This is a genomic window from Mucilaginibacter sp. cycad4 (assembly GCF_034263275.1).
Lineage (GTDB): Bacteria > Bacteroidota > Bacteroidia > Sphingobacteriales > Sphingobacteriaceae > Mucilaginibacter.
Window position 1 is genome coordinate 2,387,598 of the sequence record NZ_CP139559.1, and the last position, 24,855, is coordinate 2,412,452.

At 44.8% G+C, this 24,855-nt stretch carries 18 protein-coding genes and 1 riboswitch; of the genes, 8 read left to right on the top strand and 10 right to left on the bottom strand.

Features of this window, described 5'->3' with window-relative positions; genetic code table 11:
• Window positions 1-678: 678 nt before the first annotated feature.
• Window positions 679-766: riboswitch (TPP riboswitch) on the top strand.
• 57 nt (window positions 767-823) lie between these two features.
• Genes thiS through thiD form a run of 8 tightly spaced genes read left to right on the top strand, consistent with a single transcriptional unit; the run spans window position 824 to window position 7,938 of the window.
• Window positions 824-1,027: a sulfur carrier protein ThiS gene (gene thiS / locus SNE26_RS09635; protein WP_321559147.1), complete on the top strand. Its 204-nt coding sequence runs from the start codon at window positions 824-826 to the stop codon at window positions 1,025-1,027.
• Between the two features lie 13 nt (window positions 1,028-1,040).
• Window positions 1,041-2,924, top strand: a complete 1,884-nt coding sequence (gene thiC / locus SNE26_RS09640; protein ID WP_321559148.1) for a phosphomethylpyrimidine synthase ThiC — start codon at window positions 1,041-1,043, stop codon at window positions 2,922-2,924.
• On the top strand, window positions 2,924-3,532 hold the full coding sequence (locus SNE26_RS09645; protein ID WP_321559149.1) for a thiamine phosphate synthase: 609 nt from the start codon (window positions 2,924-2,926) through the stop codon (window positions 3,530-3,532). Before thiC ends, SNE26_RS09645 begins: the two co-directional genes overlap by 1 nt.
• Entirely contained in the window at window positions 3,529-4,176 is a 648-nt protein-coding gene (locus SNE26_RS09650; RefSeq protein ID WP_321559150.1) for a thiamine phosphate synthase, read from the top strand. The genes SNE26_RS09645 and SNE26_RS09650 overlap by 4 nt, the downstream gene beginning before the upstream one ends.
• 10 nt (window positions 4,177-4,186) lie before the next feature.
• Window positions 4,187-4,954 (top strand): thiazole synthase, encoded by a 768-nt coding sequence (locus SNE26_RS09655; RefSeq protein ID WP_321559151.1) that lies wholly within the window; start codon window positions 4,187-4,189, stop codon window positions 4,952-4,954.
• The gene (thiH, locus tag SNE26_RS09660; protein WP_321559152.1) at window positions 4,947-6,062 is read left to right on the top strand and encodes a 2-iminoacetate synthase ThiH; all 1,116 of its coding nucleotides are present in this window, start codon (window positions 4,947-4,949) and stop codon (window positions 6,060-6,062) included. The genes SNE26_RS09655 and thiH overlap by 8 nt, the downstream gene beginning before the upstream one ends.
• 3 nt (window positions 6,063-6,065) lie before the next feature.
• On the top strand, window positions 6,066-7,106 hold the full coding sequence (locus SNE26_RS09665) for a HesA/MoeB/ThiF family protein (protein WP_321559153.1): 1,041 nt from the start codon (window positions 6,066-6,068) through the stop codon (window positions 7,104-7,106).
• A gap of 1 nt (window position 7,107) precedes the next feature.
• Window positions 7,108-7,938 (top strand): bifunctional hydroxymethylpyrimidine kinase/phosphomethylpyrimidine kinase, encoded by an 831-nt coding sequence (gene thiD / locus SNE26_RS09670; RefSeq protein ID WP_321559154.1) that lies wholly within the window; start codon window positions 7,108-7,110, stop codon window positions 7,936-7,938.
• A 307-nt stretch (window positions 7,939-8,245) separates the two neighbouring features.
• Here thiD and SNE26_RS09675 read toward each other — a convergent pair whose 3' ends face one another.
• The 10 genes from SNE26_RS09675 to SNE26_RS09720 all read right to left on the bottom strand — a co-directional run bounded on the left by SNE26_RS09675 (window position 8,246) and on the right by SNE26_RS09720 (window position 24,815).
• Window positions 8,246-9,334 carry an efflux RND transporter periplasmic adaptor subunit gene (locus SNE26_RS09675; protein WP_321559155.1) on the bottom strand — a complete coding sequence of 363 codons (1,089 nt, stop codon included), beginning with the start codon at window positions 9,332-9,334 and terminating at the stop codon, window positions 8,246-8,248.
• On the bottom strand, window positions 9,331-12,492 hold the full coding sequence (locus tag SNE26_RS09680; protein ID WP_321559156.1) for an efflux RND transporter permease subunit: 3,162 nt from the start codon (window positions 12,490-12,492) through the stop codon (window positions 9,331-9,333). Before SNE26_RS09680 ends, SNE26_RS09675 begins: the two co-directional genes overlap by 4 nt.
• Window positions 12,489-13,835: a TolC family protein gene (locus tag SNE26_RS09685; RefSeq protein ID WP_321559157.1), complete on the bottom strand. Its 1,347-nt coding sequence runs from the start codon at window positions 13,833-13,835 to the stop codon at window positions 12,489-12,491. The genes SNE26_RS09680 and SNE26_RS09685 overlap by 4 nt, the downstream gene beginning before the upstream one ends.
• Before the next feature lie 192 nt (window positions 13,836-14,027).
• Entirely contained in the window at window positions 14,028-14,621 is a 594-nt protein-coding gene (locus SNE26_RS09690; RefSeq protein ID WP_321559158.1) for a chromate resistance protein ChrB domain-containing protein, read from the bottom strand.
• A gap of 113 nt (window positions 14,622-14,734) precedes the next feature.
• Window positions 14,735-15,943 (bottom strand): glycoside hydrolase family 88 protein, encoded by a 1,209-nt coding sequence (locus SNE26_RS09695; protein WP_321559159.1) that lies wholly within the window; start codon window positions 15,941-15,943, stop codon window positions 14,735-14,737.
• A gap of 114 nt (window positions 15,944-16,057) precedes the next feature.
• The gene (locus SNE26_RS09700; protein WP_321559160.1) at window positions 16,058-17,716 is read right to left on the bottom strand and encodes a glycoside hydrolase 43 family protein; all 1,659 of its coding nucleotides are present in this window, start codon (window positions 17,714-17,716) and stop codon (window positions 16,058-16,060) included.
• Entirely contained in the window at window positions 17,706-18,503 is a 798-nt protein-coding gene (locus tag SNE26_RS09705) for a rhamnogalacturonan acetylesterase (protein WP_321559161.1), read from the bottom strand. The genes SNE26_RS09700 and SNE26_RS09705 overlap by 11 nt, the downstream gene beginning before the upstream one ends.
• A gap of 106 nt (window positions 18,504-18,609) precedes the next feature.
• Window positions 18,610-20,268, bottom strand: a complete 1,659-nt coding sequence (locus SNE26_RS09710; RefSeq protein WP_321559162.1) for a RagB/SusD family nutrient uptake outer membrane protein — start codon at window positions 20,266-20,268, stop codon at window positions 18,610-18,612.
• Window positions 20,269-20,296: 28 nt separating this feature from the next.
• A complete protein-coding gene (locus SNE26_RS09715) occupies window positions 20,297-23,638 on the bottom strand; it encodes a SusC/RagA family TonB-linked outer membrane protein (RefSeq protein ID WP_321559163.1) in 3,342 nt (1,113 codons plus the stop codon).
• A gap of 157 nt (window positions 23,639-23,795) precedes the next feature.
• Window positions 23,796-24,815 carry a FecR domain-containing protein gene (locus SNE26_RS09720; protein ID WP_321559164.1) on the bottom strand — a complete coding sequence of 340 codons (1,020 nt, stop codon included), beginning with the start codon at window positions 24,813-24,815 and terminating at the stop codon, window positions 23,796-23,798.
• Window positions 24,816-24,855: the final 40 nt, after the last annotated feature.

A 24,855-nucleotide genomic window follows, 5' to 3' on the forward strand; every position in this document is an offset into this window, starting at 1 on the left:
ATATCAATTTGCCGATATCAATCAAATTGGTGAAATGATTAAGCGTATCGCCATACCATTCCAGGTTCTCTTCAATGGCAAAAGCATAGGCAGTTATATTGAGGATATTTGCCCTCTTATCAAATAAAATTTCACGAGTAGGGATGTGCTTAAAAAGGTAATGTATGTCTACAGCATAATCAAATTGATTACCCTCATTTGCAGCAATCGGCGGTTCCTTGGAACTGACTGGAAAAATCCATTTCTGTTCGGTTTTTTAAATTCCATAACTCGCTGTTAATCTAATATATAAAGTCAGCTCACTCATTCACTTTACGTGTTCGGTAAACTGGCGATGTTTGATATTCATAATTTATTGGCTGATAATTCAAAGAATGGTGGTAAGTCAATATAGTGGTTTTTACCTGAACCCCGGAAGTTTTTTGAATAAAAGGAATTCATTTATCTTCCGGAATAGTTGGTGTGTTGAAGTTACGTCGCCGGATAAAAACTACCAATGGACATTCATTGGAGAAAGATGGATTTTTAAACTACCCCCCTCTTTTCATTCAAAGGGATGTCTGGTTTAAAACGACTCTCTTTTTGCCCCTCTTCCAGTGATAAAGGATAGGCCGTTTAAATTCTTTTCACAATCTGATAGTTATTCTGTTTCAATAGTCAAAACTTTTTATACATTTGCGTAAACTTTAGGGGTGCCTTGTGCTGAGAAATACCCTTTGAACCTGATGCAGTTAGTACTGCCGAAGGGAAAAGTAGAACGACACTCTTTGTTGTTTACCAATCCTCCTACGGGTCCATTCCTATCGTTTTTATAATAAACAGGATGGAAATAACCGTAAATCAACAAAATTATTCTGTACCAGAGATTTGCTCACTACAGCAAATGCTTGATATTGTCTTTATTCCATCAACTAAAGGGATAGCGATTGCCATTAACCAGGAAATTATTGTCAAAGGCAACTGGGCAAGCCATTTTTTAATCCCGGGCGACAACCTCACCATCATCAAAGCAACACAGGGCGGATAAAACACAACATTTAATGAAAACTGAAACAACTCCAAGCGAGCAGGTAATCAGCCGGACCCCTTTCCCCGGCTCAAGTAAAGTATATGTTAAAGGGCAACTCCATGACATTGCCGTAGCCATGCGTGAGATCAATCTCGGCGACACCAAACTGCATGGGCGGTTTGGCGAAACCGAGCCCAATAGCCCTGTTACCGTTTATGATACCAGCGGTCCCTATACCGATCCTGATATTGAGATAAATGTTAAACAGGGCCTGCCGCGTTTGCGCGAGCAATGGATTGTTGGCCGGGGCGATGTGGAGCAATTGACAGAAATTTCTTCCGATTACGGGAAGCTGCGTGCCGATGATCAGAAATTGGATACATTAAGGTTTGCCCATATCAACAAACCTTACCGGGCCAGGCCCGGAATGAACGTATCGCAGATGCACTATGCAAAAAAGGGAATTATAACGCCCGAAATTGAATACATCGCCATACGCGAGAACCAGCGCATAGATTTGCTGAAAGAGCAACTAAACGGGCAGTATGAGGTTATGGCTCATCAGCACCCCGGTCAAAGTTTTGGCGCTAATACCCCTAAAGGTTACATTACGCCGGAGTTTGTACGTCAGGAGGTGGCTTGTGGCCGCGCAGTAATCCCTTCCAATATCAATCACCCCGAAAGTGAACCGATGATTATCGGGCGCAACTTTTTGGTAAAGATCAACGCCAACATCGGTAACTCCGCCGTTACCTCAAGTATCGAAGAAGAGGTGGAGAAGGCTGTATGGGCCTGCCGTTGGGGCGCGGATACGATCATGGATCTTTCAACCGGCAAAAACATCCACGAAACCCGCGAGTGGATCATCCGGAATTCACCGGTGCCTATCGGTACCGTGCCTATCTACCAGGCCCTTGAAAAGGTGAACGGCAAAGCCGAAGACCTTACCTGGGAACTTTTCAGGGACACATTAATCGAACAAGCTGAACAGGGTGTTGATTATTTTACTATTCACGCCGGGGTATTGCTGCGCTATGTACCGCTTACTGCTAAACGCGTTACCGGCATCGTATCGCGTGGTGGTTCAATTATGGCAAAATGGTGTTTAGCCCATCACAAAGAGAATTTCCTGTATACCCATTTTGAGGAGATTTGTGAGATCATGAAAGCTTATGATGTTGCCTTTTCTTTGGGTGATGGTTTAAGGCCGGGCTGTATTGCTGATGCCAACGATGCGGCACAATTTGGTGAACTGGAAACCTTGGGCGAACTGACCAAAATTGCCTGGAAGCACGATGTGCAAACCATTATCGAGGGTCCCGGGCACATCCCAATGCACCTGATCAAACAGAATATGGATAAGCAACTGGCACATTGCGGCGAGGCCCCGTTCTATACATTGGGCCCGCTAACTACGGATATCGCGCCAGGATATGATCATATCACCTCGGCTATCGGCGCAGCCATGATAGGCTGGTTTGGTACCGCTATGCTTTGTTATGTAACGCCTAAAGAGCATTTAGGCCTCCCAAACAAAAAAGACGTTAAAGACGGCGTAATTACTTATAAAATTGCAGCTCATGCCGCTGATCTGGCCAAGGGCCATCCGGGTGCGCAATACCGTGATAATGCTTTAAGTAAGGCCCGCTTCGAGTTTCGCTGGGACGACCAGTTTAACCTATCGCTCGACCCGGATACGGCAAGGGAGTTTCATGACGAAACCCTGCCTGCCGACGGCGCCAAGATTGCACATTTCTGTTCCATGTGCGGCCCTAATTTCTGTTCGATGAAGATCACACAGGATGTGAGGGATTATGCCAGGGAAAACGGTGTTGATACACAGGATGCACTAACAAAGGGCATGGAGCAAAAATCAAAAGAGTTTACAGAAAAGGGCAGCGAGATCTATTTATAATGGAACTGGTGGTGATATCCGATCCCGGCACAGTGGCAAATGAGGCGCAAATCATTAACCGGTTGTTTGATGCCGGTTTAAGGCGTTTTCATTTGCGTAAGCCGGATTGGGATATTGGCCGGTGTACTGAACTGCTTGCGCAGGTAAATCAGTCACATCATCATGCCATAGCCTCTCATCAACATCATCAACTGGCGAAGACTTTCGGGATGAAATATTTGCATTATACCGAAAAAGGCAGGACGAAAGCAGATAAACTAAAACTAAGTAGCCAGGCTCATAATGATTACACATTGAGTACCTCCATACATCAGCTGTCGGACCTGTCATCCTTAACCGTTTTTGATTATGTTTTTTATAGCCCGGTATTCGACAGTATATCCAAGCCTGGTTATCACGGCACCTTGCCCGGCGGCTTTTGTTTGGATAAAAACATACCCGGGCCAAAAGTGATAGCCTTAGGTGGGATCAATGAATCAAATCTTCATCAGGTTAATGATATGAACTTTGACGGAGCGGCTGTTTTAGGGGCTATCTGGAACCATCCGCAGCAAGCTGTTTCCAATTTTGTAAAAATTAAAAAAGCAACCGAACTATTTAATTCATGATCGATAAACTACACTATATCTCACAACAGCCCGAAAACGGGTCGCACCTGAGCGCCATTGCCCAGGCATTGGAGGCTGGTTGCAAATGGGTGCAGCTCCGGGTCAAACACCAACCCGCTGATGTGATACTGAAATACGCCATCGGGGCCAATAAACTGTGCAATCAATATAACGCAAAACTCATCGTTAATGATCATCCGGAGATAGCGCTGAAAGCCGGTGCTTATGGTGTGCACCTGGGTTTGCAGGATATGTCCGTTGCTCAGGCCAGGCAGATCGTCGGTAACCGAATGATCATTGGAGGCACCGCAAATACTTTTGAGCACGTTCAGCAAAGGGTAGCCGAGGGCGTAAATTATATAGGCTGCGGCCCTTACCGGTTTACCACAACCAAAGAAAATTTAAGCCCCATTTTGGGTTTAGAAGGCCTGAAAACAATTGCCCGGCAAATGCGTGCCGCAAACATGACAGTTCCTTTGATCGCCATCGGTGGTGTGCTGCCCGAAGATATTACCCAACTGATGGACGCCGGTCTTTATGGTGTGGCTGTATCAGGCGGCATTACCAGGGCCGCCGACCAAAAAGCTGTAGTAGATTACAGCTATTGCTGCTTGCACGCTCCGTCCATCAATGAACTGATTTAGAACTAAAGCCATGCTAAAAATAGCCGATAAAACTTTTAACTCCCGCTTATTTACCGGAACCGGTAAGTTTAGCTCATCTGTTTTGATGGAAGAATCTTTGCTGGCATCGGGGTCCGAACTGGTTACCGTTGCCTTAAAACGTGTGGATATCAAAAATAACGATCAGGACGATTTGCTTCTCCACCTTAAATATCCGCATATTAACCTGTTGCCCAATACTTCTGGCGTGCGCAATGCGAAAGAGGCTATTTTTGCGGCACAGCTGGCAAGAGAAGCGCTGGAAACCAACTGGATCAAACTGGAGATACACCCCGACCCCAAGTACTTACTGCCCGATCCTATCGAAACATTAAACGCTACGGAAGAGCTGGCTAAATTGGGGTTCATTGTTTTGCCTTATATTCATGCCGACCCGGTATTGTGTAAGCGACTGGAAGATGCGGGCACCTCGGCCGTAATGCCTTTAGGCTCACCTATAGGCAGCAACAAAGGATTAAAAACCATCGATTTTTTAGAGATCATTATCAGCCAGAGCAACGTGCCCGTTATTGTGGATGCAGGGATAGGTTCTCCATCGGAGGCCGCCAGGGCGATGGAGATCGGCGCGGATGCCGTTCTGGTGAATACGGCCATTGCAGTTTCGGGTAACCCCGCACAAATGGCAGCAGCATTTAAAATGGCGGTAGAAGCAGGACGTGTGGCCTATCAGGCCAAATTGGCGCTGCCGGTAAGCCATGCTGTTGCCAGCAGCCCTTTAACCTCGTTTTTAGATGAATAGTTTTAAAGATATTTTTGAAACCCATAGCTGGGAGGAAACTAAAGCCAGTATCTATGCCAAAACAAGCAGCGATGTTGAACGGGCATTGGCTGCAGGCAAACGCACATTAGAGGATTTTAAAGCCCTGGTATCTCCTGCCGCCGCGCCTTACCTGGAGCAAATGGCAACTATTAGCCAGCAATTAACCCTGAGGCGCTTTGGCAAAACAATACAAATGTACGTACCGCTCTACCTGTCCAACGAGTGCAAAAACATTTGTACTTATTGCGGTTTTAGCTATGATAATAAAGTGAGGCGTAAAACGCTGTCGCCGATGGAAATTATGCAGGAAGTAAGCGTGATCAAAAAAATGGGCTATGACCACGTACTGCTGGTAACCGGAGAAGATAACGAAAATGTGCATGTAGACTATTTTAAAAAAGCGCTCGATCTGGTTCGCCCGCATTTCGCGCATATCTCGATGGAAGTACAGCCGCTCGACCTGGAAGACTATCAGCAATTAACTCCTTACGGGCTCAATACAGTGTTGGTTTACCAGGAGACTTATCATAAGGAAGATTATAAAAAACATCACCCCAGGGGCAAGAAATCGAATTTTGATTATCGCCTTGAAACTCCTGACCGCCTGGGAAAGGCAGGCATCCACAAAATGGGCCTGGGAGTGTTGATTGGCCTTGAAGACTGGCGCACCGACTGTTTTTTTACGGCATTGCACCTTAATTACCTCGAGAAAAATTACTGGCAAAGTAAATACAGCCTTTCGTTTCCCCGGTTAAGGCCTTTTAGCGGAGGTTTAGAACCCAAAGTAGAAATGAATGACCGTGAACTGGTACAACTGATCTGCGCATACCGGTTATTTAACGAGGAAGTTGAGCTCTCGATGTCTACGAGAGAATCTGAAAACTTCAGGAACAATATCATCAGATTGGGTATTACCCATATCAGCGCGGGCTCAAAAACAAACCCCGGCGGATATGCTGTTGAACCGGCGTCGCTGGAGCAGTTTGAAATTAGCGATGAACGCAGTCCGCAGCAAATTGCGCAGGTTATCAAAACAAACGGCTATGAACCGGTTTGGAAGGATTGGGATCATAGTTTAGTTCGATAGATCATGTTACAAACAGATGAGTTAAAACGGTATAGCAGGCAGACCATCTTACCCGAGATAGGCTTATCCGGACAGGAAAGATTAAAGTGCGGCAAAGTATTGATGGTAGGTGCCGGTGGCCTGGGCTGCCCCGCTTTGCAATATTTGGCAGCGGCAGGGGTTGGCATCATCGGTATAGTGGATGACGATTGGGTTGATATTAGTAACCTGCACCGTCAGATATTGTATACCGTGGCAGATGCAGGCCGGCCTAAAGCCATCGTAGCTAAGGAAAAACTGGTATTGTTGAATCCTCACACATCTGTCACTGCTTTTGCCGAACGCCTTACTGCGGAAAACGCTGAAAACATTTGCAGGGAATATGACCTGATTATAGACGGATCGGATAATTTTGCGACACGTTACCTGGTTAATGATACATGTGTAGCTCTTAATAAGCCATTGGTATTTGGCTCGATATTTAAGTTTGAAGGCCAAGTATCCGTGTTCAATTATCAGGACGGGCCGGGTTATCGGGATGTGTTCCCCGAACCGCCTTCTTCGGACGAAGTTCCAAACTGTGCCGAAATCGGTGTATTGGGTGTGTTACCCGGTATCATCGGCACTTATATGGCTAACGAGGCTATCAAGATCATCTGCGGCATTGGCGAAACACTATCGGGTAAGCTAATGACCATTAACGCACTTGATAACTCAACTTGTATTTTTAAGATCGGCAAACAGCAAAAACAGCGTCAGCCAAAAAACGCAACTACCGTTGTTGAGGTTCCTGAGATAAGGATGGACGAGTTGAATAACTGGTTAAGCGAATGTCCGGACAATATCCTGCTGATCGACGTACGCGAAACCTACGAGTTTGAAGATTATAATATCGGCGGGATCAACATTCCTTTATATGAACTTAAAGATCATATCGAAAAATTGCCCGAAGGAAAAAAGCTAATCTTCTGCTGTCAAACGGGCCAGCGCAGTAAAATGGCGATTCAACTATTAAAATCATTATTCACAGGCGAAATGTACAGTTTAAAAAACGGGTTGATTTAAAATGAGCAGATATAGGTATCCTGTGGTATTAAGCATCGCCGGATCGGATAGCGGTGGCGGAGCGGGTATACAGGCAGATCTGAAAACGATGAGTGCCCTGGGCTGTTTCGGCACAACGGCCATTACGGCGGTTACAGTACAAAACACCTTAGGGGTTAGTGATATTTATCCTATCCCGGTTGATGTGGTAAAGGCTCAGATTAAAGCAGTAATGGACGATCTTAAACCATTGGTTATTAAGATCGGGATGGTACACCGTACGGAATTGGCGATCGGCATTGCGGAGACTTTAAGAGAATACCCCAATACCCCGGTTATTTTTGACCCGTTGATGGCCGCTACCAGCGGGCGCCGCCTGATAGCAGATGATACAGCCGAAGCCTTAAAGAAACACTTGTTCCCCCGGACTCAACTCATTACGCCTAACCTGGATGAAGCTGCTATCCTGGCTGAAATGAAGATTAAAACCCTTGGTGACATGAAAGGTGCCGCAAAGCGCATCATGCAATACGGCTGCAAGGCCGTACTCATCAAAGGCGGACATTTGCAGGGGCCCGATCTTTTCGACGTTTACTTAGATTATAATGGCGACGAACGAATTTTCAGATCGACCGCCATTGATAGTTTTAATACCCATGGCACAGGATGCAGCCTGTCATCGGCTATCGCTTGCTTTATCGCGTTGGGTAATGACCTGCAAACGGCCATCGCCAATAGTAAAAATTATGTTCACCAGGCGATTGAGCAGGGTAAGGATGTTAAAACCGGTGAAGGCCATGGCCCATTGAATCATTTTTTTGATCCCCAAAAATTGGTGCGATACCAGGATTAAAACAGTTAGAATATATCCAAGCTTTTCTGCATTTTTTTTGTTTTGAATTTACATCAGAGGACTGCTTTACAATTTCTTACTACTATTAAAATACCATCTAAGTGTTCTAATAGGTTCCCATTCATCCCGCAGAATCGTGTTTTTAGGAAAATCCTCAGGAGATTATTTGGTTTCGAGCAATCTTTTTCGTTGAGTATCTTCAGGTGTGGCAAAAATGCTGATTGAACCAAGGTGTTCAAAACCCTCCTTCTTTAAATGTCAGGCCATATTTAAACGCCCTGTTTAAAATTGAATGCTGCTGGTTTAGCTATTGCTTAACAGGCAGGATTGTGCCCTCTTTCATCTCCTCATTGGCCTGTTTAACCAGCTTGTCGCCATCTTTCAGATCACCGGTAACTTCCACTTTTTCTTTACCGGTAAACCCGGTTTTTACATCTACCCATTTTGCTTTGCCATCCACCAGTTTCACCACAAACTTGCGTTCCTGCGTGGTTACAACAGTCTTGAAAGGCACTGTAAAACCGGGGGCAGGACGATCTAAGTTTAAGGTGATCTGGGCAAACATACCGGGTTTAAGCTGGCTTTTTTGATTGGGGAAATTAAACTCCCATATTTCGCTCCGGGTATCTGAGCTGATTGCTTCCGATTTTCGCGCAAGATTGGCTTTAAATACAACTCCCGGCAAAGCAGCAACGGTAAACGAGGCCTGGTTATCTTCTATTTTAGTGGCATTATAAGCCTCCGGTACAGGCACCTGAATCCTTAACAACGAGTTATCCTCTACCGTAAAAAGCAGGATCTTTCCGGTATTATCTACATAATCGCCCTTAAAAATATTACGTGCGGTAACTACTCCATTAAATGGCGACCGGATAACCAGGTAATCTTCTAAAGCATGGTTAGCCTGGTTGGCAGCTTTGGAAGCCTCGTAAGCCGAGCTATCCGTTTTCATTTGGTTACGGGCAATGTCTAGCTCATTATCTGATATGGCGCCAGGTGTTTTGGATGCTTTTAGCAACCGTGAATAAATGCTTTTGCTTGACTGAAATTTGGAATAAGCTCCCTGGCTGTTACTGCGGCTCTGCGCCTCGCCAGCTTTTAGTTCCGGTGCATCCAGGATACAAAGCACCTGGCCTTTCCTCACCTTACTGCCAATATCCACTTTTACATCTTTCACATAACCCGCTGTACGGGCATAGATATTGGCACGGTCGTTTGGTATAATTTCTCCGGTAAGGGTGAGTTTATTGCTCACCTTATCTGCCTTAAGCTCAACGACCTCTACAGGTTGTTTTGCCGGCGCTGCCGTAGTTGCTGCCGGCGTTTTATTTTCATTGCTGCCGCAAGCCGCGAGCAGCAGCATGCCTAATCCTAAATATGTATATAATGCTTTCATGCGTTTGGTTCAGTAATGGTAAAGTATTTGCTTTCCTTATCGTCGGGATCAAGTGAGATTGGCTTAACCGGGCGGTCACCGGCTAAGGCCTGGTAAATCAACGGTAATATAAACAGGCTTAATAGCAACCCGAATACTAACCCGCCTATCACCGCTATACCTAAAGGTGCGGTTTGGTCCCCGCCCTCACCTATTCCCGATGCCATCGGGACCATCCCGGCAATCATTGCAAGGCCGGTCATCAGGATGGGCCTCGTCCTGTCCCTGATCCCGATCAAAAATGAATTTTCGGTTCTTAGTTTACGGTAGTTTTCTGCCTGGATGATAAACAGGATAGCATTGGCTACTGCTACCCCGATAGCCATGATACACCCCATATAGGATTGGATGTTTAAGGTTTTGCCGGTTAACCATAAAAGTAAAAAACATCCTGTCAATACACCCGGTATAATACCGATCACGATCAATGAAACCCTGAATGATTGGAAATTAACGGCCAGCAACAGGAATATCACGACAATGGCCAGCAGAACACCGGTTTGCAATTCATCAAATGTTTGCTGAAACACTTCTGCCTGGCCCTGCTGCTGGATCTTCATGCCATCGGGCAGCTTCCCTAAACCGGCAATAACCTTATCGATATCGCGGATGGCCGCACCTAACGATTTGCCATGCAGGTTAGCTGTAAGCGTGATAAAACGCTTTTGGTTTAAACGGTCATACTCCCCTTCTATCCTACCCATCTTCCAGCTGGCTACGTCCCGCATAAATACCTGTTTGCCGCCATTTGAGCCCAACAGGATATTATCTACTTTACCGGGGTCGTTCATAATAAACTCAGGCACCTGCACTTGCACCTGGTAGGCGGTGGCGTTAGCTTTATCCAGCCAGTAATTGGGCTGTGTAAACCTACTGGAAGACGTAGCCGCAATCAGCGATTTACTGGCATCATCAACGGTTAAACCTAACTGCCCTAACCGAACCCGGTCAAATTCCAGCTTCATGGCAGGGTAACTTTGAGGTGCGCCATAGGTAATATCCCGCAGGTATGGCAACTTGTGTAATTGATCCAGGATCCGTTGCCCAAATTCTCTGTCCTGCAACAGGTTCTTCCCCAATATTCTAACCTGCACAGGGGTATTGGTGCCCTGGCTCATTACCTGGTCTACCAGGTCCGACGGTTCAAAGGAAATTTGCATACCGGGTATTTTAAGGGCCACCTCTTTTCTTAAACTTTCTTTAAAATCTTCGAGATGTATGCCGGCATTCTCCATGAAATTGACTTTAAGAACGGCTTCTTGGGGGCCGCTTGTCCATAAGTGAATGGCATTAACAGGATATGACGATCCCTGGTTGCCAATAAACGCAGAGGTAATGGCTATTTTTTGCCCGCCCGACAAACTATCTATCAAGGCCAGCAAAGCTTTGGTTTTGGTTTCCGTACGTTCAAGACGGGTGCCATCGGCTAAACGCACCCTAACCTGGAACTGGCCGGCATCAACTTTGGGAAATAATTCTTTACCCAAAACATTAAACAACAAAACCGCGGCAATCACAGATACCAACAGGTATAGCGAGACAATCAATGTAGAAGAGCTGGCGGCTTTTGTCAGCCATCTGCCATGCCGGTCTTTAAATTTGAGCATCCTTTCCCCCTCTTTTGCATTTTCGCCAGGATGATCTTTAAAAAGCCAGTTGGCCATGACCGGGACAAAGGATTGCGAAAGCAGGAATGAGGCGATCATGGCTAAACCTACCGCTAACGATAAAGGCAAAAACATCGCTTTAGGAATGCCTGACATAAAAAATGCAGGGAAAAATATGGCAAGGATACACAGCAATATTAACAGCTTGGGTAAAGCTATCTCTTTAGAAGCTTCCAGTATTGCCCGGCCTTTGGGTTCGCCTTTTTCCTGGTGATGATGGATATTTTCTATGGTAACGGTAGCTTCATCTACCAAAATACCAACGGCCAGCGCAAGGCCGCCTAAAGTCATGATATTGATAGATTGCCCGAATAATTTCAAACAAATAACCGCTGATAACAAAGCCAGCGGAATAGTGAGCACTACAATGAGCGAGCCTCTCCAGTCACGCAGAAATAATAGTACCATCAGGCCGGTGAGCACAGCGCCCAACACCCCTTCTGTAGTTAAACTTTTTATCGAGTTGATGACATAGCCTGACTGGTCAAACTCATAGCTTACTTTGATATCCGGTGGTATGGCCGCCTGCATATCCGGCAATGCCGCTTTAACCCGTTGAACCACATCCCAGGTAGAGGCATCGGCCCTTTTGGTTACGGGGATATATACCGAGCGTTTGCCGTTAATAAGCGCATAGCCAGATGTAATATCCGCTCCATTATCCACTGCGGCCACATCATGTACAAAAACAGCCGGGCCGCTCCCTGTTTTGATGGGAATATTAGCCAGGTCCTGGATATTCTCCACAACCGTATTTTGCGGTGTGATCAGGGTTTGGTCGCCCACACGAATGTTGCCCGATGGGGTAATGACATTCCCTTTGGCAATGGCAGTTACCAAATCCTGGGGTGTAACGTTATAGCTGCGTAATTTATCAGGATCGGCTTTAATAAGCACGGTTCTCTGGTTACCCCCAAACGGCGGCGGGGCGGAAACGCCCGGCAGCGTAGAGAACATTGGCCTCACCTTAAACAGGGCCAGGTCCTGCACTTCAGACAGGGATCGCGTTGAGCTGAATACCAGTTGCCCTACCGGCACACTGCCACCATCAAAGCGGGTAACAAAGGGGGATATCGTACCCGGCGGCATAAATGCCCTGGCCCGGTTCACCATCGCAACAACCTCACCGGTGGCCTGGCCCATATCTGTGCCCTCGTGAAAATTCAGCTTGAGCAGGGTTACGCCTTGTATAGTCTTGCTTTCAACCGATTTGATGCCGGTAACATACAGAAAGTGGTATTCATAATAAGAGGTGATATAACCTTCCAATTGCTCCGCAGACAGGCCGCCATAGGTTTGCGCTACATAAATAGTCGGGGTGCCCAGTTTTGGAAAAATATCCACGGGCATGTTGCGAATAGAAATTACGGAAAAGAAAATAATGGCGATAACCGCGACAATGATCGTTACCGGTTTTCTTAATGAGCCATATATAAGCTGGATGATATTCATTTTCCGTATTGATTTAAAAAGATATCTATATTGCCCTGGTAGGCGGCTTTAGTTAATAAAGATTTCCAGGCGGCCCAATAAGCGATCTTAACCGAGGCTTCCGATTGGTAAAGCAATTGCAGGGACTGGATCACATCGTAATAACTGATGAGCCCCGACTGATAGCGGTATTGTGTGGCCTGGTAGGCATACCGGGCAGCTTTCAATGCTTCCGGTGCCAGGCGGGCAGATTGTATGGCTTTAGTTAAAGCAGAATCTGCTATTTCCCGCTCGGTGTTCAAATGCAGTTCGGTTTGTTTGAGTTGCTCCCGGCTTGCGTCAATATTCAGTTGCTGCTGTTTAAATAACGGTTTCTGCCGAAATACTTCCAGGATTGGAAAAGAAAGCTGTGCGCCGATACCATAATTATACCGCTCAAAACGCCACCCGTCACTGTTATTGGCCGAACCATCGGCGGCTACGCCTGATCCCCGGCCATAACCCACGCTCCAGATGGTTAATTTAGGCAAAAGGCTCCGTTTGTAGGTTTTCAGGGTTAATTCATTGGTGAGCACATTGGTTTTTTGCAGGCTTAACTCCGGGTGTTCGGTATTATCTGCATTAGGAATAGTAACAGGCAAGCCCTTAAACATTGCAGAATCTGCAACCGGGTTACCAGGTAATCTTCCACCGGTAAGTTCTTTTAAAACGATCAGGCATGAATCCCTTCGCCGTTCAAAAGCAATGAGTTGGATCTGCGCTTTAGCCAGTTCGGCATGAAAAGTAGATGAATCCGTTCCAGGCCTTAACCCGCTCGAAACAACAGCCTGCGATTGTTTCAGGTGGTAAGCATCCCTGTTGATATTGCTTTGATAAACTTTAACCAGGTGGGCCGTGAGCAGGTAATTGAGCCAGGCATTAATCACAAATATCTTATGCTGAAAAATAGTAAGTGTTTCATCTGCTTGCCCATTCTGGAGTTTCCCCCTGGCTAATTCAACTGCTGCTCCGCGCTGCCCAAAGGTAAAAGGCTCCCATTGCAGGTTCAGAGCCGCGGCACTTCCCGGCGTACCTTTATAATCATTGGATTTGCTTGGCGGGCCGCTGATAGGTGTAATGTACTGCGGATAGATCATACCCGTGATGTTGTTGTATGTAGCATAATCCAGCTGGTAAGATGCATTCATAGAAGGAATGATGCCGTTTTGCTGCAATTTAACGGCATACTGCAATCTCTGGGTTTGTAAACGTTTGGCTTTAATCAGCGGGTAATTACGGGTCGCCGTGCTGAGCAGGGAATCAAGGTAAACGCTGCCGGTTTGCTGTGCATGAAGTTGCTGACAAAACAGCCCTATGGCCAGCATCAACCGTATAATTTTTGAGGTTTTACCCTGATAAAATTTCGAATAGTTTTTTGAATACACTACATATAAATTTATGATGCAACGCTATAAACAATCTACAGGAAAAGCTTGGATAAAATTTACCATTTGGATGGATTTTACTTTTTGGTCAGGCTTTTTTTATACTCCGAAGGGCTTTGGCCGGTATGCTGCCTAAAAATCCTGGAAAAATGGCCCTAGGCTCATATTGGTATCAATCTGATCCTGGATCATCTCTTTAAGTTCCTTTGTCCAGGATGGTGCTTTTTTATCGCCTTTACTTTTAAGGTACTGGTGATAAACCTGTATAAGCCTTTGTTCAACAGGCCCATCGGTATGCTTTTGTTTATGGAGATATTTAGCCCAGTTGTATAGCCCGTCGTAGATCACCATGCCTAATGCCAGGAGTTGCTGGTCATCGGCAATATCATATCTTAACCCCGAAAATACCGCTTCCAGCCCGGCAGATTGCGGTGCAAAATCGTGGCGGTCGGTATCTGCCCCCCTGATTATCGCAGCCAGCCGGCTTAAAGCTGCATCTTTTAACTGGTGTTTTTTGAGGAAATAATCAAAAGTGCATTGATCTTCATAATGAGTATACTCTACATTGGGAATATCAAAAGGGATAGCATCCAGCTCCGCCGCTTTCGTCAGCACTTCCTCATATGGAACGTAGATGATTTCACCTTCAGGATCAATGAAGCGTTTGATGAGCCATGGGCAGGCAATACGGTCAATTTTAGGACGGGCACGCGTGATCCATTTCATAGTGGATCAAAGTTAAAAATCTAAAGCGTATTAGCAGAGGTGCCATTCCTATAATCGGCAACGTAATTTGTAATAATCATAATACCTGTAAGGCCTTTTTGGGCTACCGGGAATTATGGTTTTGTTATTCCGCCATGCAGATCGGCCAGGCGCTCTACCTCTACGCTGGCCAATATAAATGCTCCAACCCCTTTAGCATCGTTAGTTATTACCTTTTCGCTTAAATAATATTCATAACTCCCGTCACGGTATGGCTTCCCTCCAAGACCTGATACGCTCACCGTGCCATTAAGATTTAACTGTCCATTTGCATCAGTTTCAATAAACTTTTTGATAATTCCGTTATAGCCTTTTTGAATGGCGGGCAAATAGGTTGGTTGTAAGTATCCCAGCCTTACCGCTTTTGCCATGGTATATACAAACATGCATGATGCTGATGCTTCAGGATAATTTCCTTTGGCGTCACTTTTGTCAAGTACCTGGTACCACAAGCCGGAATTTTCATCCTGATATTTAACAACTGCAGCGGCAAACCGGTTAAGTATCGCCAATAGCTCCGCGCGTTTGGGATGCTGCGCCGGAAAATGATCAAGCACATCAACCAATGCCATCCCATACCAGCCCATTGCCCTGCCCCAAAAATTAGGCGACCGGCCGGTTTCAGGGTTAGCCCAGCGTTCTTTTTTACTTTGATCCCAGCCATGATATAACAACCCGGTTTTTGCGTCGCGGGCTTTTTCTTCCATCAGGATAAATTGCCTGGCTATATCATTAAAAGCGGTATCTTCATGAAAGGCAGCAGCATATTCGGCATAAAAAGGCTCGCCCATATATAAACCGTCCAGCCACATCTGGTTTGGGTAGCGGTTTTTATGCCAAAAGCCCCCCTCGGGTACACGCGGTTGTTTCCGCAGTTGTTCGCGCAGCAATGTTGCCGCTTTATAGTATTTTTTGGTGCCCAGCACTTTATATAACGTCAACAAATTACGGCCGCACAACACGTTATCTATATTATAATCAGCTTGCCGGTAGGTACGGATATTGCCGTCGGGCGTAACATATCTGTCCATACATTGCTGTATATAGCTGAAGTATTTTTTGTCGCCTGTTTGCTGCCAAACGCCTTCTATGCCTTTCAAGATCACTCCCTGGTCATAAGTCCACTTGTCGCCGGTTGTGAGGCTATCTTTCCAGATAGTCATAACCGTTTGTGCCATCCGCTGTGAATAAGGCTGCTTATTTTGAGCCTGTAATACTAACGAATACTGTGAAAAGATGGCAATAATAAACAGGCACCTTTTTATAAGCTGATCACTCCTCATACAAAATTCATTTTAGTGATGATAAACCAACCGGATCATCCTCATTTTATTTTTTTTATTGTTGATTAACAAATTATTGATATCAGTTTTAATATATATCCACAACATGTTGTGCTAATTATTAGCCGTGATCCTGAACCAGTCTACATCGGCATAACCCGAATCATTGATCTGGCTCGTGCGTGTACAAAACAAGCCAATCCTGGCCCCAACCCAACGGCCGGCCCCGGCGGTAAATGGCCTGCCTGTATTTTTAAAATCTACTCCATCCGTACTATAGCTGAAGGTACATACGGCATTCTTCGTTACTTTAACACGCAGGTAAACGGTTGGCGACGATAGCTTAGTAATCACTTCCTCCTGCTCTTTTTTGCCTTTATCTGCCTCCATACAAGTAGTAAATACCAGGTATGTGCCATCCTTTTTACTTTGCATGGCTATGTTAGCGTAACTGAACCCCATAATAGTAAGCCCCGTTTTTTCGCCTTCCAGCTTTAAATTAGGCGTAAAGGTGATTTTTGTAGTAGCTATAAATTCATCAGCCGGAAACTTTTGTAACAGCACATTTGGCGTAAACCACAGGTTAGCGGCATCATTTGGCGGTTGATAACTATAAAGCCTCAAAGTTCCTTTATTGGCATTCATAAACATCCATACGGGCTTCGCGTTGGCCATCCATTGCCATTGTAAGCCCGGAGATGTGGCGTTAAATTCGTCGCTTTCTTGCGGAGTGTTTACCGGAAAAGTTTTACCAACATTGGGCTTTTTATAAGTTGATACAGGTTCGCCTTTACCATCACCATCCTTATCCACGCCAATAACAGGCCAGTTATCCTTCCAGGTCATTGGTTGTAAATGCACTACGCGCCCATACACACCCTTATCCTGAAAATGTAAAAACCAGTCTTCTCCGGTTGGTGTATCCACCCATGCACCCTGGTGCGGGCCGTTGATGGCGCTTTCCCCCTGATCCATTACCACCCGCCGCTCGTATGGCCCATAGATATTTTTTGAACGCAGTACCAGCTGCCAGCCTGTGGGTACACCGCCAGCAGGAGCAAAAATGTAGTAATACCCGTTGCGCTTATAAAACTTCGGGCCTTCTATGGTAGGGTCAGTTTCATGTCCGTCATAAACAATCACGCCATCGTCAACTACCCCGGTTCCGTCGTTGTTCAATTTGTTTACAGCTATTACGCTTTTTATACCGGCCCGACTGCCTGCAAAGCCGTGTACAAGGTACATGCTGCCATCGCTATCCAGCAGCGGACAGGGATCTATGATACCTTTGCCTTCCATCACCATAACAGGTTTACTCCAAGGGCCGGCGGGATTTTTAGCTTTTACCACGTAAATCCCAAAATCAGGATCGGGATAATAAATATAAAACTCGTTATGGTAATAACGGATAGCAGGAGCCCAAACCCCGTCGCCGTGCCGCGGTACGTCGAAATGATCAAAAGGAGGTTGCTTCAATAACGCATGGCCTAAGATGCTCCAGTTAACCAGGTCCTTTGAATGCAATACAGGCAAACCGGGAATTGCTTCAAAGCTGGAAGAAACAAGATAGAAATCATCGCCAACGCGAATAGCATCAGGGTCGGAATAATCGGCATTTATTACCGGATTTTTATAGGTGCCGTTACCCTGGTCCGCCACCCATACTTTAGAGATATAATTGGTACCGGCTACGGATATTCGCTTTTTTTGTTGCGCAAGAACCTGCCCGCTTATAATTAATAATAGAATAATGAACAGCAGTTTATTTTTCATATAAAGGTTTAACATTTGAATGCGCAATATGCGGGGTAAGCCCAAGCTTTAACGACCGGATACCTCCTAAAACTATTTCGGCCATTTTCAGGGCCCCCAGCTCACTAAAGTGCGTATCATCGGCCCGGCCTTCCGGATAGTTAATACTTTCTCCCGGAGCAAGGTAATTAAACAACTTTTTTGATCCTTCGGGACCGAGCCTTTGCAATAAAGCCTGGCTCTCCCTGTCCAGGTCAATCAGCGGAACCTTTTGTTCTGCTGCCAGTTTACGTACTATGGCCGAATACACTTCGTGCGTACTGACGATAGTTCCTGTTGTATCGAACTTTCTTCGTGCTGCAGGCGTCAGCAATACCGGAGTGGCTTTTTTTTCCCTCGTTTCGCGGACGAACCTTGCTAAATTATCCCGGTACCCCTGCTCATTAATATAGCTTTTTTTGGTCGGCACCTCATCATTGTGGCCAAATTGTATAAATACGTAATCGCCCTCCTTTAAACTGCTGATAATAGAATCCCATAAGCCTTCACTAATGAATGTTTTGGTGCTTCGGCCATTCTGCGCACGGTTATCAACAAGTACCGTACTATCAAAAAAAGAGCTGAAAGGCATCCCCCAGCCCGTCTCCGGAAAAGCCTTTGGCTGCTTGTTGGCCATCGTTGAATCGCCTGCCAGGTATACAGTGGTCTGGCCGGGAGTGATCAGAAAAGACATCAGCAACACCGCGCTCATTAAAACGCAGATAAATAATAAGCCTCTAATTTTAAAATTACCGCTTCTGTACATCATATTTCGTTTTTTAGCACAATGTTCTTCTCGCCTGCTGCATACTTATAGCAGGAGAGAAAATTATAAAAAGGGATCTATTATCAGATCCCTTTTATACCGTTTTTAATTAATTATAACCCGGATTTTGTTTAAACACATCTTTGTTGGTTACAGCATCAATTTGTCCCTGTGGTATCGGCCGTACCAGTTCATAGGGCTTGAAATTAGCAGCAGCATCCGGATTCATGGCCTGGATCCGGCTTGCCAATTTGCCCGTCCGCTTTAAGTCAAACCACCGTAGTTGTTCGCCTCCTAACTCACGTGCTCTTTCGTCCAAAATAAAATCGAGCGTAACCTGTGCAGGGGTGATCTGCATTTCTGCCGTGCGACCTGTTTTTGCTGCTCTTGTTCGGAGTACGTTAATATAAGTTGCCGCAGTCCCTGCATCGCCCAGGTTTAATTTTGCCTCGGCAGCAATCAGGTACATCTCCGCCAGTCTGATCACAAAAACATCGCGGGCACTTTGGGCCTCAGCTACGCTTGCGCGTGTTGAATCTTTAAATTTTGATAAAGAAACATAAAACTTACGCTGAATGGGCACCCCATTTGATGCATATACCTTGGCCAGGTCATATGTAACGTATTTATTGCTTTGCGACGCTGCAGGTATTGTTGCATTGGGGGTGTAGCAAACCGTATCACCAACTTTAACAGCATTGCCATTATAGGTGCCGGCTTTATTGGCATACCAAACACTCTGGAAGGAACCGGCATAACGCGAATCATTTTGCTGATCGAACATATTTAAATAAGCCAAAGTAGGCATATACCTGTTAAATGGCCTTCCGTTTGGAATATCCCTGATAAGGAGGCTTGAATTTACCTGGTCATAAACCATCAGGTACAGTAAGTGCCCGTTGTTTGAGCCGCGATAATGACCGTTTGGATATGTTGCCGAGGTAAGGTCATTATTGGCCAGGTTGGTTGAATAATCAATTGCCCAAATTACTTCCTTGTTTTTCAGGTTCCCCATGTTCCACAGATCAGAATATTTAGGCTGCAATACATAGCCGTAGTTTTTAATTACATCATCTGCCATGTTAAATGCTTCGGCATTCATACCGCGGGTTAAATACATCCGTGCTAAAAAGGCTTTAGCTACCGGCACTGTTGCCCGTCCATAATCGGTGGTGGCAGGGGTCAGATTAGCTACTGCAAATGTGAGGTCCTCAAATATCTGCTTGTAAAAAGTCTCTACAGGCGTTTTATTGGCTTCTGTATTGGCACCTGCGGTTGGCTGGGTGGTAAAGTTTACACCGCCCCAGGTTTCAACAATATGCCAGTAATAAAATGCTCTTAAAAAACGCAGTTCGGCCTCGCGGTTCAGCTTTTGGGTTGCCGTATAATCTGTAACAGCAGCAATCTGAGCTATGCCCGTATTGCATAAGTTTACGCCGGCATACAAATTGTTCCACAAAAGCGGCAGCGGATCTGCAGTACCTTGTAAATTGATATATTGGGTAAACATAGGGTACGGATCGCCGGTACCGCTTGTCCAGATATCTGTCCCCATTTCGGAGGCCAGGTAACCCTCCTCTTTACCATACCAAAACCGGGTATAAGTATAGGCTGCATTAACCAATGTTTCAAAACCCACTGCTTTGGTATAAACAGTTGTGGCGGTTAAATTACTGGGATTATATTCTTCAAGCTTTTTGTTGCAGGCACTAAATAAAGTGGCAATGGCTATAAGCAACAGCGCCCAACTTTTTAGTAAATTTTTCATAATATATTTTTTAAGATATTAGTATTTGTTAAAAGGAAAGGTTTACACCGGCCAGGAACAATTTAGTAAGGGGCCTGTCAAACGAACCACCTCCCTCAGGATCATAATCCTTTATCTTTGAGAATGTCGCAAAGTTTTTTGCACTCACATATACCCTTAAATTAGATACATGAATGGGTTTGGTTACACTTGCCGGGAAAGTAAACCCGAGCGTGGCGTTCCTTATTTTAACATACGAACCATCTTTGTAGCCCAATGTTGAAGCAAATGGCTCGGATGCCTTTGTGATATTGGCACTTGGCCTTGGGTAAGCGTTTGTTGGGTTTTCAGGTGTCCAATAGTCTACATTGGCACCATTTTCAATTGCGTTAGGCTCATACTTTAATGCATATTGAGATACGAACATCTGCCCGATGCGCCCAAATACCTGCACATTCAAATCGAAGCCTTTATATTTAAAATCATTGCTAAAGCCAAAGCTATACCTTGGAACAGCTGAGCCAAGTATTTTACGGTCAAATGTTGTTGTAAATTTGCCGTCATTATCGATATCAGCTACTTTAATATCACCCGGTTTGTACCCATAGGTTGCTGCCTGGGCAGCTTCGGATGTTTGCCAGATCCCTGTTTTTTGATAATCGTAAAAAGATACAACCGGGTAGCCTATAAACCAGCCATTGGCAAGGTCATTCACGCCATTTGGTAAATACGTTATGCGCTCCTTATTGCGTGTATAGGTGATATTAGATGTCCATGTAAAGTTTTCTGATTGGATGTTAATGGTTTTCAACGCAATCTCAATACCTGTATTACGACTTTTGCCAACATTGGCCAGTGTTCTCAATGCCCCTGTTGATGCCGGTAATTGCTGTGGCAACAACAAATCCCTAGTATGCGAATCATAATAATCTATAGTGCCCGAAACCCTGTCTTTATAAATTCCGAAATCAATACCGGCATTTAAGGTTCCTGTTAACTCCCACTTTAATTGAGGGTTCCCGATATTGGGATCAAGGCCATACGCTAATGCCGTTATATCGTTCCATGAAAATGGAATTAGCGCCGCCTTGCTTTGGGTTTGGTATGCGCTTACTGCAGCATTGCCGGCAACCCCGTAACTTAAACGTAATTTCAATTCAGAAAACACGCTTTGAGTTTTCATAAATCCCTCATCAACCACACGCCAGGCTGCCGCTGCCGACGGGAAGAATGCCCACTTATTCCCTGATGACAATACAGATGAACCATCTGCACGCCCGGTGAGGGTTAGTAAGTACCTGTCTTTAAATGCATAATTTAAACGTAATGCACCTGAAGTTAAATGTTGCCCAACGTAATTGCTTGATATTTTTAAGTTAGCCGGATTGTTTTGCAGCGCATAGAAGGATTGGTCGGGTATTAATTGCCCGGTACCTTGTGCCGAGGATTGGTCCATAACATTTGATTGATAACTGGTAACACCCGTTACAACCATGCTATGCTTCGCTATTCTTTTTTGCCAGGTGATAATATTTTCCCAAAGCAAATTAGTTTCATTTGAATTGGTTACCGATGCTAATGACCCGGAAGATAAGGCCCTGTTTATAGTATTGGCGCTTTCAAAATGCCCGTTTCGTGAACCGGACAGGGTGATACCTAAATTTGACCGGATGGTTAAGCTGCTTATTGGCTTCCATTCTGCATAGGCGGTTGAAAGCAAATGCGTAATTCTGTTTTTATTTACAAACTGGGATGCATCATCATCAAAAAGAGGATTAGCCTGGTTACCGTTACCCGGAAATTTAGCTATACTGCCATCAGCATTGTACGGATTAAAATAGGGAATAATTTTGTTAGCTACGGATAATACGCCATCATTACGAAGGTTTTGATCATAATAAGCAAGCTGACTTTGCAGCCCGACTTTAAAAGCTTTGAATAACTGGTGATCTATATTTAAACGCAGTGTATACCTGTTTGAATAATCATTAGCATACAATCCTTTTTCCTTGAAATAGTCAAAAGAAAAATAAGCTTTTGTTTTTTCGCTTCCACCGGAAACACTGGCATTATAGTCCTGTTGGGAGCCTTTATGTAATAGAAACCCCGGCCAGTAATATGACAGACCGCTTTGAACTGCAGCCAGGTCACCGGCACTGGTAAAAACTTTCGGATCGTCGGCCGGAGAATTCCATGTTCCGATAGTTCTGAAGCTTTCGCGTTTCAGGTTTGCATATTGCGGCCCTGTCATGGGTACCGGATAGCCTGCAACGTCCGAAATTCCATAATATGAACCTGCTGCTACTTTAGGTTGCCCGCTGCTGCCTCTTTTTGTTGTAATAATAATTACGCCGTTTGCTCCGCGCGAACCATAAATAGCTGTAGATGAAGCATCCTTCAAAAACTCCATTGATGCGATATCGTTTTGATTGATATCTTCATAATTGCTGTACTGGATCCCGTCGACTATATAAAGCGGGCCATTACCTGCAGATAGTGACCGGTTACCACGAACGGTTACGCTTACATTTGCACCTGCGGCACCGCTTGTGCGTACAATATCTACACCCGAAACCTTTCCCTGCAGTGCCTCCATGGGGTTTGATGCCGCAACTTTGGTGATCTCATCGCCCTTAACAGAAACAACTGAACCGGTAAGGTCCCTTTTTTTTACTGCACCATAACCCACAATAATAACCTCTTCGAGCGATTTGCTTAAGGGCACTAAAGCCACCTTTAAAAATGTTTTGCCGTTAACATTCTGTTCTAATGGCCTGAACCCTAAAAAAGTAAATACCAATACAGTATTGGCGTTGGGAACTGTAATGGTAAAATCTCCTGAAACATTAGTTGCAACACCTATATCAGTGTCCTTTATCTTTACTGATACACCAGGCAGTGGTTCGCCTTTTTCGTCGGTTACTTTGCCATTTATGGTTATTGTTTCAATTTGACCATTGTTGTTGCTCGCTGCAGGCCCTGCAGTTGTGTTATTAAACAAAATAATATTATTGTCTATCTGGCTGTAGCCAATTCCCCGGTTGGCAAAAAGCTCGTCCAGGATATCTTTCACCGATTTATCCCGCGAAGAAAGAGTAACACGGGAGTTGGGTGACAGCACATTGTCTTTGTAAGCAAACCGTAAATTGGTTTGCTTTTCAATTTTTTTGATTACCGATTTTAGTGTTTCGTTACCCACTTCCAGCTTGACGTTGATCTTATCGAGCGATTGCCCTTTGCTTGATGAAGCTAAGAGCAATTGGCCGGAGACCAGTAATACCAACAGGATAATAAAACTGAATCGCATAACTTTTCGGAATGTTTTTAATAATTGGCGTGCAGAGGCACCGGATAATGTGCGCCACTGCTTAAACGCAAGAGTTTTTTTCATAACTTGCATTGGTTTTAATCGGTTAATAATAATTGGTTAAATACTTGCCCTGTCGCCGAAAGATGTGAGAAGTCGTAAGCAACGGGGCTTTTTTAATCTGGAGGTTTAAAGTATCATTGTTTCATAGGTTTTTGATTAAGAGGTAAAAAATTGGTTATTATTCACAGCCGGAACCTGATAGTATAACTTCACCCGCTCCATTCCATTTATAGCTCAAATTATTCAGGTGCGATAATACTTTGACAACCTGTTCCATCCCGGTAGTATTTAAGAAGGTTGCGCTAAAACGGCAGCTCCCAATCTTTTCGTTATCAAGGATAACTTTTATACCATACCTTTCTGTTAAAACGGCAGCGGCTTCTTTCAGGGTCATATGGTCCATTACCAGGTCGGTCTCTTTCCAAAGTATTGTGGTTTTGGCATTCAATATATTTATTGAAGATTGATTATTGATTTCGTTATAGCTTATCTGATGATTGGGCAATACAATGCCTAAGGTTTTTTTAGGAGCAGATACTTTAACTTTTCCGCGTGTTACCGTTACCTCAATCAAACTGCCTGTTGATTTAATATTAAATGCTGTACCTAACACGCGGGTTGTAATTTGCCCAGTATGTACCAGGAAAGGGTGAAGCGGATCATGTCTGACATCGAAATAGGCTTCGCCGGTTAAATACACTTCCCGGGTTTTCCCGATAAACTTTGCCGGGTAATCTAAATGACTGTTTTTATTTAATGTAACGACGCTTCCGTCGGCCAGCCTGATCTCCTGCACATGACGGACTGGTTTAGGCATAGCCACCCGCGCCTGCAGGGGTATTGGTTTGGGCCGGGTGTTTAAAAAATACAAGCCCGCGCATATTAACAATGCAATGGTAGCGGCAACCGAACGGATAATTGTTTTGGAGCTTCTTTTTTGAAATGAGTAAACGTTTTTTTCCTTTTTTACAATCTCAAGCAGCTTATTGTATAAAACCTCCTGGTGGTCGCCTTCTGCGTCAGCACCAGGTTTAACTTCGGTATCTGCCCATAGTTTTTCCAATAAACCTTCAATTTCTGCCAGGTTATCCTCTTTGGCCATCAGTTCAAAAAGTTCGGCAAACTCTTCTGCTGTACATGAGGCGTCCAGGTATTTTTGAAATAAGTATTTTATGCGAAAAACCGAGGCTGTTGACATGCTACGCTTGGCTGGTTAAAACCAATTCATATACATGACG

Excerpts from the sequence above, each read along its gene's own strand:
- SNE26_RS09675 (WP_321559155.1), bottom strand. The coding sequence starts at position 9,334 with ATGAAAGCATTATATACATATTTAGGATTAGGCATGCTGCTGCTCGCG.
- SNE26_RS09685 (WP_321559157.1), bottom strand. The coding sequence starts at position 13,835 with ATGCTGGCCATAGGGCTGTTTTGTCAGCAACTTCATGCACAGCAAACC.
- SNE26_RS09720 (WP_321559164.1), bottom strand. The coding sequence starts at position 24,815 with ATGTCAACAGCCTCGGTTTTTCGCATAAAATACTTATTTCAAAAATAC.
- thiC (WP_321559148.1), top strand. The coding sequence starts at position 1,041 with ATGAAAACTGAAACAACTCCAAGCGAGCAGGTAATCAGCCGGACCCCT.
- SNE26_RS09710 (WP_321559162.1), bottom strand. The coding sequence starts at position 20,268 with ATGAAAAATTTACTAAAAAGTTGGGCGCTGTTGCTTATAGCCATTGCC.
- SNE26_RS09665 (WP_321559153.1), top strand. The coding sequence starts at position 6,066 with ATGTTACAAACAGATGAGTTAAAACGGTATAGCAGGCAGACCATCTTA.
- thiS (WP_321559147.1), top strand. The coding sequence starts at position 824 with ATGGAAATAACCGTAAATCAACAAAATTATTCTGTACCAGAGATTTGC.
- SNE26_RS09645 (WP_321559149.1), top strand. The coding sequence starts at position 2,924 with ATGGAACTGGTGGTGATATCCGATCCCGGCACAGTGGCAAATGAGGCG.
- SNE26_RS09700 (WP_321559160.1), bottom strand. The coding sequence starts at position 17,716 with ATGAAAAATAAACTGCTGTTCATTATTCTATTATTAATTATAAGCGGG.
- thiH (WP_321559152.1), top strand. The coding sequence starts at position 4,947 with ATGAATAGTTTTAAAGATATTTTTGAAACCCATAGCTGGGAGGAAACT.
- thiD (WP_321559154.1), top strand. The coding sequence starts at position 7,108 with ATGAGCAGATATAGGTATCCTGTGGTATTAAGCATCGCCGGATCGGAT.
- SNE26_RS09690 (WP_321559158.1), bottom strand. The coding sequence starts at position 14,621 with ATGAAATGGATCACGCGTGCCCGTCCTAAAATTGACCGTATTGCCTGC.
- SNE26_RS09695 (WP_321559159.1), bottom strand. The coding sequence starts at position 15,943 with ATGAGGAGTGATCAGCTTATAAAAAGGTGCCTGTTTATTATTGCCATC.
- SNE26_RS09650 (WP_321559150.1), top strand. The coding sequence starts at position 3,529 with ATGATCGATAAACTACACTATATCTCACAACAGCCCGAAAACGGGTCG.
- SNE26_RS09655 (WP_321559151.1), top strand. The coding sequence starts at position 4,187 with ATGCTAAAAATAGCCGATAAAACTTTTAACTCCCGCTTATTTACCGGA.
- SNE26_RS09715 (WP_321559163.1), bottom strand. The coding sequence starts at position 23,638 with ATGAAAAAAACTCTTGCGTTTAAGCAGTGGCGCACATTATCCGGTGCC.
- SNE26_RS09680 (WP_321559156.1), bottom strand. The coding sequence starts at position 12,492 with ATGAATATCATCCAGCTTATATATGGCTCATTAAGAAAACCGGTAACG.
- SNE26_RS09705 (WP_321559161.1), bottom strand. The coding sequence starts at position 18,503 with ATGATGTACAGAAGCGGTAATTTTAAAATTAGAGGCTTATTATTTATC.